Raw genomic sequence first — 11,765 nt, forward strand, 5'->3', positions numbered from 1 at the left:
GGATTGGCCAAAACCGACTCGGAGCGGCCCGGCAGCGGGCTGAAGATATTGGTTGAATCGCAGGTCAAAAGCTTGATGCCATTGCCTTCATTGGCGATCTGATGCCAGACCACCGGATCAAAGGGCTCGCCAACGATCGGGGTGCCGTCCAGCTTGAAATCGCCCGTATGCACGATCCGTCCTGCGGGCGTGTCGATGATCAGCGCGGCGCTTTCAGGGATCGAATGGCTGATCGGCACGAATTGCACCGCGAATGGGCCGGCCTGAACGACGCTTGGGCGGGCCGCATGGATCTTGATGACATCCGTGGGCTGGCCCTGTTCTTCCATCTTCAATGCGGCCAGCGCACCCGTAAAACGGCGGCAATGGATCGGCGCCTTGATGCGCGACCACAGATGGCCAATGGCGCCAATGTGATCTTCATGGGCGTGGGTGATGAAAATCCCCTCGATGCGGTCGCGATTGGCCTCCAGCCAGGCGACATCGGCCATGATCAGGTCAATGCCCGGCGCGCCGTCCATATCACCAAAGGTCACGCCAAGGTCGACAACGATCAGCCGCTCGGCCCCCGGTCGGCCATAGCCATAGACATAGGCATTCATGCCGATTTCACCGGCTCCGCCAAGCGGCAGATAGATCAGGCGGTCAGACATTCCCGGCCTCTTTGTTAAAGTCATAAATTAAGCGAAGACCATGCATGGTCAAATCTTCTTCCACATTGTCGAACAGGTCGAAGCCCTGTGCGAAAAGAGGGGCAAGGCCGCCGGTGGCAATGATTTTCATCGCAACCCCGCGTTCGTCCCGGATCTTGTGAACAATCCCCGAGATAAGACCAATATAGCCCCAGAAAATGCCTGATTGCAGGCAAGCGACAGTATTCGTGCCGATCACTTTGACCGGCATTGTGACATCCACATGCGGCAGCGAGGCTGCCCCCATATGCAACGCCTCAAGCGACAGGTTCACGCCGGGCGCGATCACGCCACCAACATAGGCCCCGTCATCGGCAACAACGTCAAAGGTCGTCGCGGTGCCGAAATCCACGACGATCAAATTCGGTCCATGGCGATCAAAGGCACCGACAGCATTGACCAGACGGTCCGGGCCAACCACCGTTCCCTCATCCACCCGCGGCCCAACCGGCAAAAGACAGTCAGGCTTGCCCACAACCAGAGGGCGCGTGTCGAAATAACGATTGCAGAGAACACGCAAGTTAAAGACCACGCGCGGCGCGGTCGAGCTGATAATGCAGGCATCGATGTTCAGCTCGAATTTCTGGACCGTCATCAGCGTCGACAGCCAGACGAAATACTCATCTGCGGTGCGTCGGTGATCGGTCGAGATGCGCCACTGCGCCAGAAACTTCTTACCATCCCAGATTGCAAAAACGGTATTGGTATTGCCGGTATCAATGCACAAAAGCATCAGAGATTCCCCTGAAAGAAGACGTCGGCTGCCGGGATGATCTGGCGACCATTGCTGCTTGCAAGGATCAGTGCCCCGCCCTCGTCGATCCCCTCAAAGATGCCATGTTCCTCGTGGGTGCCAAAGCGCGCAATGATCGGCTCGCCCAGTCGCGCGGCGCGGCCAAGCCAGGCATTACGGATCGGGCTAAAGCCATAAGTCTCGAGCTGGTACTGCCAGCGGGCAAAGGCCGGGGCCAGCAGGTCCAGAAAGTCATCCGGCGTCACCACAAAGCCGCTTTCCCCAAGCACCGAAACGGGGGCAACCGCCCGCGCCTCGATTTCGCCCGGATCGGGTGCGGCAGCCAGATTGACGCCAATGCCCACGGCCACCGCTGGCTCCACCCCCGGCGTCGAGGCGCTTTCCAGCAAGATACCAGCGATCTTGCCGCCATTCAGCAAGACATCATTGGGCCATTTGATCGAAATCGAGACGCTTGGCCCGCAGGCCTGCGCCAAAGCATCTGACAAGGCCAGTGCTGCGACAAAGGACAGCTGGGCAGCAACGCCAAGCCCGCCTTTTGGGCGGGTGAGCAGGGTTGCTGCAAAATTTCCTGATGGCATGACCCATTCACGCCCGCGCCGACCCCGACCCGAAGTCTGCTCATAGGTCAGAATCCAGGTCGGGCCAGTCAGTTCGGGCGCCAGACGCAGCCCCTCGGCATTGGTGCTTGGGCTTGTAGCCAGCACCCGCCGAGCGACACCGTCGGGCCAGTTTTCACTCAACAGCGTCGGCCTTGGCCGTGACCGGAGTTGCCGCAGCGGGGGTTGCCCCGATCTCGGCGACCAAAGATTCGGCTGCGCGACCCGCTGCAGTATCAATGCCAAACATCGACATCGAACCCAGCACCGTCAAAACAGCCGCACCGATCAGGGCCACATATTGAACCGAGCCCATCGTGCTGGTCAGCGTCTCACCCTCTTCGCCGAAATAGAGGTAATAGACGATGCGCAGATAGTAGAAGGCACCGATCACCGAAGCAATCACGCCCAGAACCGCCAGCCAGCCCATCCCGGCATCCAGCGCCGCCGACAGCACGCCGAATTTCGCGAAAAAGCCCAGCATCGGCGGAACGCCCGCAAGGCTGAACATCAGCACCAGCAATGCCAGCGACTTCAGTGGCGAGACCTTGGCGAATTGGTTCAGCGACTTCAGATCCGTGACCGGAACCCCGTCACGCTCCATCGACAGAATAAAGGCAAAGGTGCCGACGTTCATGATCGTATAGATCGTCATATAGATCAGCATGCTTTGCACGCCATAGGCGGTGCCCGCAGCCAGGCCGATCAAAGCAAAACCCATATGCGCAATCGAGGAATAGGCCATCAGGCGCTTGATATTGCGCTGTGCAATACCCGCAACCGAACCAAGAAACATCGACATGACCGCGAGCGCTGCAATGATCTGGCCCCAATCGCCAGGTACATGGCCAAAGGCGTCAAACATCAGACGCGCGATCAGTGCCATGGCAGCCACTTTGGGTGCGGTGGCAAAGAAGGCCGTCACGGGCGTGGGCGAGCCTTCATAGACATCGGGCGTCCACATGTGGAAGGGCACAGCCGAGACCTTGAAGGACAGGCCAACCAACAAAAAGACCATACCAAAGAGCAGGCCAAGCGGCAGATGGCCCGCCTCGATCGTGCCGATGATGCCGGCAAAGTTGGTCGTGCCGGAAAACCCGTAAACCAACGAGGCGCCGTAAAGCAAAATCCCCGACGACAGCGCGCCCAGCACGAAATACTTAAGCCCCGCCTCGGACGAGCGAACGCTTTCGCGACGGATCGCGGCCACGACGTAAAGTGCCAAGGATTGAAGCTCTAGCCCCATGTAAAGCGTCAAAAGATCGCCTGCCGAGATCATCATCATCATGCCGACCAGCGCCAGCACGATCAGGATGGGCAGTTCGAAGCGCAGCAGACCGAAGCGGTCCAGATAATCCGCGCTCATGGCCAGAACCGAAGCGGCACCGATCAATGCGACCACTTTGGCAAAGCGCGCAAAGGCATCATCGATGAACATCTGATGGAAGGCCGTGCCATCGGTCTTGTCGCCAAGACCCACCATGGCCGCGACGATCAGCAAAACCAGCACCGTCACCCAAAGGATCGGGCGCGCGATCTTATCCTTGCCAAGATAGGCCCCGGCCATCAGCGCAATCAGCGCATAGACAGCCAGAGTGAACTCGGGGAGGACGGTTGAGAAGTCGAGCGATGTCATATCCGCCCCCCTTAGTGGCTTGCATCAGCCGAGGCTACGGCGGCTGCCGCAGGCTGGCTTTCATTGTAATGGGTAATCAAGGCCGAGACCGCAGGCCCCGTGATATCGGTCACGGCACGCGGATAGACGCCAAGGATCAATGTCATCGCGACCAGCGGAACAAAGATCCAGCGCTCGCGCGGGGTCATGTCAGCAATGGTCTTGAGCGATTCCTTGACCAATTGGCCAAAGGTCACGCGACGATACAGCCAAAGCGCATAGCAGGCCGAGAAGATCACGCCCGACGTCGCGACCAGCGCCACCCAGGTATTGACCTTGAACGCGCCAAGCAGCGTCAGGAATTCCCCGACAAAGCCCGAGGTCCCCGGCAGGCCGACGTTGGCCATGGTGAAGAACATAAAGATCAGCGCATATTTCGGCATCCGCGATACCAGACCGCCATAGGCGTCGATCTCGCGGGTGTGCATGCGATCATAGATCACGCCGACGCACAGAAAGAGCGCGCCCGAGATGAAGCCATGCGACAGCATCTGGAAGATGGCGCCGTCAACGCCCGGCTGGTTCACGGCGAAAATGCCAAGCGTGACATAACCCATATGCGCAACCGACGAATAAGCGATCAGCTTTTTCATATCGGATTGCACCAGTGCCACCAGCGAGGTGTAGACGATCGCGATCGCCGACAGCCAGAAGATATAGGGCTGGGCCGTGGCGCTGGCCACTGGGAACATCGGCAGCGAGAAGCGCAGGAAACCGTATCCGCCCATCTTCAGCAAGATCGCGGCCAGCACGACCGAGCCCGCAGTCGGGGCCTGAACGTGGGCATCGGGCAGCCAGGTATGAACCGGCCACATCGGCATCTTGACGGCAAAGCTGGCAAAGAAGGCCAGGAACAGCAGCATTTGCGTGCCGCCCACAATGCTCACACCCAACAGGCGATAGCTGTCATGGGGGAAGTCAAAGCCAAGCAGCGTGACAATATCGGTCGTCCCCGAGATCCGGTACATCGCGACCATCGCCACCAGCATCAGCACCGAACCCAGGAAGGTATAAAGGAAGAACTTGAACGCCGCATAGATGCGGTTGGCCCCGCCCCAGATACCAATGATCAGGAACATCGGGATCAGCCCTGCCTCGAAGAAGAGGTAGAACAGCACCAGATCCAGCGCCGTAAAGACACCGATCATCAGCCCTTCAAGCATCAGAAAGGCGATCATATATTCCTTGACCCGGTTTTCGACCGACCAGGTCGACAAAATGGTCAGCGGCATCAAGAAGGTCGTCAGCATCACGAACAGGATCGAGATGCCGTCCACGCCCATCTTGTACTTCAGGCCCATGATCCAGTCGCGCTCTTCGACGAACTGAAAGCCGGTATTGGCCGGGTCGAAACCAAAGAGCACCACCAACGAGATCAGGAAGGTCGCCGTCGTCGCGATCAAAGCCAGCCAACGGGCATTGCGCGCCGCCGCTTCATCCGTGCCGCGCAGAAACAGCGCCAGAATGGCCGCTGCAACGATCGGCAGAAAGGTAATGATGGAAAGAAGGTTCGTCATATCAGTGCGCGCCCCGCATCATCACCCACAGCATCAAGCCCACGATCCCCAGCACCATCGCAAAGGCGTAGTGGAAGAGGTAGCCGGACTGCGCCCGGCTGGCAGCGCGGGTCAGACGGGGGATCACCCCAAGAGCCACGCCATTGATTGTGCCATCTATGACCTTGCCATCGCCATCCTTCCACAGGGAGCGGCCAAGCCACAGCGCCGGACGCACGAAGATGAAGTTATAGATTTCGTCGAAGTACCATTTATTCAGCAAGAAGTTGTACAGCACCCGCTGTTGCTCGGCCAGCTTGGCCGGGGCCTGCGGGCTGCGGATATACATCACCCAAGCCAGCAAAAGCCCGATCAGCATCGCAACAAAAGGCGAGACCTTGACCCAAGCCGGGGCGTGATGCGCCTCGTCAAGGATGTGATTGTCGGGATGCATATAGATCGCCCCTCCGACCGGAGCCGGAACATGGGTGTTGATCCCCGCCTCGGCAGATGCGCTGGCTGCATCAGCGGCAGCGGTGGCATCGCCCGCAACAGGCGCGCCCTCGACCGTGCCGGGTGCCGCATCATTGGCATGCGTCGTCGCAGTGGCCGCAGGGGTGCTTGCACCATCAGGCGTGGTTTCTGCGCTGGCATGAGCCTCGGCGCCGCCAATATGGAAGAATTCCTCAACCGCGTGGTGATCCCCGAAGAAGGGCTTGTACCACACCATCCCCGCCAGAACCGCACCGATGGCCAGAATACCAAGCGGAATGGTCATCACAAGCGGGCTTTCATGCGCATGTTCATGCGCGTGATGATCGCCGCGTTCCTTGCCCCAGAAGGTCATGAACATCAGGCGCCACGAATAGAAACTGGTCAGGCAGGCGGCAATGACCAGCATGGCAAAGGCATAATTGCTGCCAGCCCAGGCGCTTTCGATCACCGCATCCTTGGACAGGAAGCCCGCAAAGCCGATGGTGGTCAGCGGAATGCCGACACCGGTGATGGCAAGCGTGCCGATCAGCATTGCTGCAAAGGTCAGCGGGATCTTTTTACGCAGATTGCCATAATTGCGCATGTCCTGCTCATGGTGCATCGCATGGATGACCGAGCCCGCGCCCAAAAACAGCATCGCTTTGAAGAAAGCGTGGGTCAGCAGGTGGAACATGGCCACCGAATAGGCGCCCAGGCCCGCGGCCACGAACATATAGCCCAGCTGCGAACAGGTCGAATAAGCGATCACGCGCTTGATGTCGTTTTGCACCAGACCAACGGTTGCGGCGAAAAACGCCGTCGATGCGCCGATGATGACAATGAAGTTTTTGGTGTCGGGCGCGAATTCATAAAGCGGCGACATCCGGCAGACCAGAAAGACACCTGCGGTAACCATGGTTGCCGCGTGGATCAGGGCCGAAACCGGGGTCGGCCCCTCCATCGCATCAGGAAGCCATGTGTGCAAAAACAGCTGCGCCGATTTGCCCATTGCGCCGACAAACAGCAGGAAAGCCAGCAGATTTGCGGCATTCCAATCGCGCCACAGGAAGTGCAGCTCGGTCTGGGCGATCTGGGGGACCTGTGCGAAAATCGCATCGAAATTGATCGTACCCGTCAGCCAGTAAAGGCCGAAAATCCCAAGCAGGAAACCGAAATCGCCGACGCGGTTGACGATGAATGCCTTCATCGCGGCCGCACCTGCCGATTGCTTTTTGTAGTAAAAGCCGATCAGCAAATATGAGGCGACGCCCACACCTTCCCAGCCAAAGAACATCTGCAGCAGGTTGTCGGCCGTCACTAGCATCAGCATGGCAAAGGTGAAGAACGACAGATAGGCAAAGAAACGTGCCTTATAGTGCTCGTCATGCGTCCAGTTATCGTCATGGGCCATGTAGCCCATCGAATACATATGCACGAGCGCCGAGACCGAGGTGACGACAATCAGCATGATCGCGGTCAGGCGGTCCAACCGGATCGACCATTCCGAGACAAAGTCGCCCGTCACGATCCAGTCAAAGATCGGCAGGTGGCGCGTGGCGCCATCAAAGCCCAGAAACAGCACCCAAGACAGCAGGCAGGCCAGAAACAGCAGGCCCGTGGTCAGATATTGCGCGGCTTTCTCGCCAATGATGCGCCAGCCAAAACCGGCGATCAGCGCGCCGACCAGCGGCGCAAAGAGAACGATCTTTTCCATGCCGGCTTAACCTTTCATCACGTTCACGTCTTCCACCTCGATGGTGCCGCGGTTGCGGAAGAAGACGACAAGGATCGCCAGTCCGATCGCGGCTTCCGCCGCGGCGACTGTCAGGACAAAGATCGTGAAGACCTGCCCCGCCAAATCCCCGAGATGGGTCGAGAAGGCGACGAAATTGATATTTACCGACAGAAGGATCAGTTCGATCGACATCAGGATGACGATCACGTTCTTGCGGTTGACGAAGATGCCAAAGATGCCGGTGACGAACAAAATCGCCCCCACGACAAGGTAATGCGTCAAACTGATCATCTCATGTCCCTCGGTTTGCTTTGCGGCAGATCGGCTGCCAGCGGCTGTGCGAAGCGGGTCATTACAGGCCCTGCCCCGGCTTGACGTCTTTGAGTTCCATCGTCTTGGCCGGATCGCGCCACATCTGCTCAAGCACGTTCTGGCGTTTGATGTCGCGGCGGTGGCGCATGGTCAGCACGATGGCGCCGATCATCGCAACCAGCAGGACAAGGCCCGACAGTTGGAAAATCAGAAGATAGCGATCGTAGATGATCATCCCCAGACCATGGGTGTTCTGGACCGATTCAATGATCGGGGCCGCGCGCAACGAGGCGGCCTGCTCCGAGCTGGTCCAGCCGGAAAATGCGATACCAAGCTGAGCGATCAGCACGACCGCAATCACGATCCCAAGGGGAAGTGAGCGGGCCAATTCACCCTTGAGTTTGGCAAAATCGATGTCGAGCATCATCACGACGAACAAGAACAATACCGCGACCGCGCCGACGTAAACGACGACCAGCAACATCGCGACGAATTCGGCCCCTTGCAGCACGAACAGCCCTGCTGACGCGAAGAACGCCAAGATCAGCCACAGGACCGAATGAACCGGGCTGCGCGAGATCACCACCATAAAGCCCGAGACGCAGACGCAGATCGCGAACAGGTAAAAGGCAAAGGCTATCATTCTTCGTTCTCCTCGGAGAAAACGCCCTGGGCGATTTCCAGTGCCTTCTGCATTGCTGGCAGACCGGCGAACATGCTCATCTGATAGATCACCTCGGCGATCTCTCGTTTGGTGGCACCTGTTTCCAACGCGTGGCGGATGGTCAGGCGCATCTGCGGCTCGGCCAGCGAACCCTGAACGGTCAGGGCCGCAATCGTCACCAGCAGGCGGGTGCGGGCATCAAGCCCGTCCCGGTTGAACGTCTTGCCAAACCACATTTCGAGCATTTCCGCCGGCATCACCGGCATCATTTTCTCGAAGGCGCGCATATCAAGATCTTCGAGCGCCGGGTTAAAGGCGCGCGCCATCTCTTGGCCCTGTTGAACCATCTGCGCGAAAAGTTTGGTGAATGCGTCGCTCATCTGTAGGGCGCATCCATGGCTAGGTTGCGGGCAATTTCAGCTTCCCAGCGCTCGCCGTTATCAAGCAGCTTTTGCTTGTCGTAAAACAGCTCTTCGCGGGTCTCGGTCGAATATTCGAAGTTCGGCCCCTCGACGATGGCATCGACCGGGCAAGCCTCCTGACAGAAACCGCAAAAGATGCATTTCGTCATGTCGATGTCATAGCGCGTCGTGCGGCGCGAGCCATCATCACGCGGCTCGGCATCGATGGTGATTGCCTGTGCCGGGCAAACCGCCTCGCACAATTTGCAAGCAATGCAGCGCTCTTCGCCATTGGGGTAACGGCGCAGCGCGTGTTCGCCGCGAAAGCGCGGGCTGAGCGGACCCTTTTCATGGGGATAGTTCAAGGTCGGCTTGGGCGAGAAGAAGTAACGCATCCCAAGGCTGAAGCCCTTGATGAAATCCCACATCAGGAAATATTTGGTCGCCCGGGCGTAATCAATGGCCATTAGTGATCCCCCTCCGGGGCGGCAAAGCGGTCGAAAGCGGCGACATAGGCGCGCACGCGCGCGCTGTCGATCGCGTGATCCGTCGGTTCAAGGTTATTCGCCAGGAAATGGGCCAGCTCGATCTTATCGGCCTCGCTGGCGCGGCTCAGCATCTCTGCGATCTTGTTCGAATAAGCCATCGTTTACACTCCTGCCCAACGGGCCCAGACCCCACCAAGAACTTCATAGCGTGCAAGGAAGGCGACCAGAACGACCCAACCCAGCGACAGCGGCAAGAAGACCTTCCAGCCAATGCGCATAAGTTGGTCGTAGCGGTAGCGCGGCACGATCGCCTTGACCATCGAGAACATGAAGAACCACATCCACATCTTGATCACCATCCACCACCAGCCATCGGCGATGAAGGGAACAGGCGACAGCCAGCCTCCGAAGAACAAGACCGAAAGCAGCGCGCACATCAGGTACATGGCGATATATTCACCAGCCATGAACAGCAGATAAGGCGTCGAGGAATATTCGGTCATAAAGCCCGCGACCAGCTCTGATTCGGCCTCGGCCAAGTCGAAGGGCGGGCGGTTGGTTTCTGCCAGCGCCGAGATGAAGAACAAGATCACCATCGGGAAATGCGGCAGGAAGTACCAGTTCAGCAGGCCATAATCACCGCGCTGCGCCTCGACGATCGCGGTCAGGTTCATCGAACCGGTCGAGATGATGATGCCGATGATGATCAGCCCCATCGACACCTCGTAAGAGATCATCTGCGCGGCTGCGCGGATCGAGGACAGGAACGGATATTTCGAGTTCGAGGCCCAGCCCCCCATGATCACGCCATAGACCTCAAGCGAGGAAGTCGCGAAAATGAACAGGATGCCGACGTTGATATTGGCCATGACCCAGCCATCATCGAAAGGCACGGCGACAAAAGCGAACAGCGCCAGAACCATCGACAAGAAGGGGGCCAGGAAAAAGACGAACTTATCCGCGCCCGCCGGAATGACGATTTCCTTGAAAACATATTTCAGCGCATCGGCGAAGGTCTGAAACAGCCCCCAGGGACCGACGACGTTGGGGCCGCGCCGCATTTGAACCGCTGCCCAGATCTTGCGGTCGCCGTAAACCATATACACGAGCGACATCATCACGAAAGCGATGATCGCCAGACCCTGAAGCAACAGGATCAACGCGTGACCCAGGTACGATGACCAGAAACCTGCCATGATCTTCAGTCCCTTCGCTTATGTCGCGGGAATGCCGCGATCCTTGCAAATCTGCAAGGTTTCGTCTGATTTCATTACCTTCAGCCCCATGGGCTGTTCGTTGGACAGGGTAAAATAAGCCCCGACCTGCAGCTCGCCATTCCGTTTGGCCTGATCGGTCATAATGTGGCGAGCGTAGTGTTTTCCGTTCGCCTTTGCCCAATCGGCCAATGCGCATGTGGCATAGGCGAAGGCCGTGTCGGCGTCCACCCCCCGCTTCAGCGTAGCATTGACTTTGACCATATCGCGCGAGCGGCCCTTGCTGTCCTTAAGGCCTTCAATTTGAACGCCTTTGAACATTTCGGGCGAAGCCGAGAAGTCTTTTTTCAGATTGGGAAACAGCGGTTGAGTCCTGGCCCTGAAATTGGCAAGTGCCAGCTCTTGCGCCGTCGGCTTTTTAGCCACCGGCCCAAGATCACGGCGCCCTGTGAAATTCAGGTTTAGGTTGTCGTTCAGCATCATCAGATCGGCTTCGGACACGGCGGCAAAGGCATCGATGCCGCCTTCGTCCAACTCCATCTCGGTGATCGTGCCATCGGGTTCCAGAATCTGGATATCGCCCGATTTCGTCGAGATGCGCGCACGCGACAGTTTTGCCTTGCCCGGCTTTTCGGACAAGGGCTGAACGAAGTTGACCACCAAAGCCTCGGGCTTTGGACGGGGCCGATCCTTGGCCCCATCGGTCGCGCAACCGGCCAGTACGGCGGTTACCGCAGTCAGCAAGATCAGGGCGCGACCACTGAGGCGCATGGTTTACTCCGCGGCAAGAGGCTGCGCATGGCGCGCAGCAGCCATCGCAGACAGCTCGCCCATCAAAGGCGAACTGCGCGCGATCGGGTTGGTCAGATAGAAATCGCGAATCGCAGGACGGAAATCCGCGCGCCCCATGTCGCGCAGCTCCAGCGGTTGCCACTCGTTTTCGGCAATCTGATCAATGGCCCCCAGATGCGGATGAGCCAGGACCAGCGCGCGGCGCAATGCTGCCAGATTGTCCCAAGGCTGGGTTTTGCCCAGCTCGCCCGACAGCGCGCGCAGGATGGCCCAGTTTTCCTTGCCCTCGCCCGGCGCAAAGTTGGCGCGCATTGCCAGTTGCGGACGGCCTTCGGTGTTCACGAAAAGGCCGTTTTCCTCGGTATAGCAGGCAGCAGGAAGGATCAGATCGGCGCGATGCGCGCCACGATCGCCATGGCTGCCCTGATAGATCACAAAAGCGCCCGGCTGAATTTCGACCTCGTCAGCG

At 58.6% G+C, this 11,765-nt stretch carries 14 protein-coding genes; all 14 read right to left on the bottom strand.

The annotated features are described in order from the left end of the window. Positions 1–653 (bottom strand): ribonuclease J (locus RTS12_RS17635; RefSeq protein WP_312530847.1); only part of this gene is annotated, 653 nt, incomplete at its 3' end. Next, the gene (locus RTS12_RS17640) at positions 646–1,425 is read right to left on the bottom strand and encodes a type III pantothenate kinase (RefSeq protein ID WP_312530849.1); all 780 of its coding nucleotides are present in this window, start codon (positions 1,423–1,425) and stop codon (positions 646–648) included. The genes RTS12_RS17635 and RTS12_RS17640, both read right to left, overlap by 8 nt. Next, positions 1,425–2,189, bottom strand: coding sequence for a biotin--[acetyl-CoA-carboxylase] ligase (locus RTS12_RS17645; protein WP_312530851.1), 765 nt, complete (start codon positions 2,187–2,189; stop codon positions 1,425–1,427). Before RTS12_RS17645 ends, RTS12_RS17640 begins: the two co-directional genes overlap by 1 nt. Continuing rightward, positions 2,182–3,681, bottom strand: a complete 1,500-nt coding sequence (gene nuoN, locus RTS12_RS17650) for an NADH-quinone oxidoreductase subunit NuoN (RefSeq protein WP_312530853.1) — start codon at positions 3,679–3,681, stop codon at positions 2,182–2,184. The genes RTS12_RS17645 and nuoN overlap by 8 nt, the downstream gene beginning before the upstream one ends. A gap of 11 nt (positions 3,682–3,692) precedes the next feature. Further along, the gene (locus tag RTS12_RS17655) at positions 3,693–5,237 is read right to left on the bottom strand and encodes an NADH-quinone oxidoreductase subunit M (protein WP_312530854.1); all 1,545 of its coding nucleotides are present in this window, start codon (positions 5,235–5,237) and stop codon (positions 3,693–3,695) included. 1 nt (position 5,238) lies between these two features. Next, positions 5,239–7,404: an NADH-quinone oxidoreductase subunit L gene (nuoL, locus tag RTS12_RS17660; protein ID WP_312530856.1), complete on the bottom strand. Its 2,166-nt coding sequence runs from the start codon at positions 7,402–7,404 to the stop codon at positions 5,239–5,241. Between the two features lie 6 nt (positions 7,405–7,410). Next, positions 7,411–7,716, bottom strand: a complete 306-nt coding sequence (nuoK, locus tag RTS12_RS17665) for an NADH-quinone oxidoreductase subunit NuoK (protein WP_312530858.1) — start codon at positions 7,714–7,716, stop codon at positions 7,411–7,413. A 61-nt stretch (positions 7,717–7,777) separates the two neighbouring features. Then, on the bottom strand, positions 7,778–8,380 hold the full coding sequence (locus tag RTS12_RS17670) for an NADH-quinone oxidoreductase subunit J (RefSeq protein ID WP_312530860.1): 603 nt from the start codon (positions 8,378–8,380) through the stop codon (positions 7,778–7,780). After that, positions 8,377–8,781 (bottom strand): carboxymuconolactone decarboxylase family protein, encoded by a 405-nt coding sequence (locus RTS12_RS17675; RefSeq protein ID WP_312530861.1) that lies wholly within the window; start codon positions 8,779–8,781, stop codon positions 8,377–8,379. The genes RTS12_RS17670 and RTS12_RS17675 overlap by 4 nt, the downstream gene beginning before the upstream one ends. Next, positions 8,778–9,269, bottom strand: coding sequence for an NADH-quinone oxidoreductase subunit NuoI (gene nuoI, locus RTS12_RS17680; RefSeq protein ID WP_312530863.1), 492 nt, complete (start codon positions 9,267–9,269; stop codon positions 8,778–8,780). The genes RTS12_RS17675 and nuoI overlap by 4 nt, the downstream gene beginning before the upstream one ends. Further along, positions 9,269–9,448, bottom strand: coding sequence for a hypothetical protein (locus RTS12_RS17685; RefSeq protein ID WP_312530864.1), 180 nt, complete (start codon positions 9,446–9,448; stop codon positions 9,269–9,271). The genes nuoI and RTS12_RS17685 overlap by 1 nt, the downstream gene beginning before the upstream one ends. Positions 9,449–9,451: 3 nt before the next feature. Continuing rightward, positions 9,452–10,486: an NADH-quinone oxidoreductase subunit NuoH gene (gene nuoH / locus RTS12_RS17690; protein ID WP_312530866.1), complete on the bottom strand. Its 1,035-nt coding sequence runs from the start codon at positions 10,484–10,486 to the stop codon at positions 9,452–9,454. An 18-nt stretch (positions 10,487–10,504) separates the two neighbouring features. Beyond that, positions 10,505–11,275: a hypothetical protein gene (locus RTS12_RS17695; RefSeq protein ID WP_312530868.1), complete on the bottom strand. Its 771-nt coding sequence runs from the start codon at positions 11,273–11,275 to the stop codon at positions 10,505–10,507. 3 nt (positions 11,276–11,278) lie between these two features. After that, positions 11,279–11,765 (bottom strand): molybdopterin-dependent oxidoreductase (locus tag RTS12_RS17700; RefSeq protein ID WP_312530870.1); only part of this gene is annotated, 487 nt, incomplete at its 5' end.

It is taken from the genome of Paracoccus sp. (in: a-proteobacteria), from assembly GCF_032007265.1.
Taxonomy (GTDB): Bacteria; Pseudomonadota; Alphaproteobacteria; order Rhodobacterales; family Rhodobacteraceae; genus Paracoccus.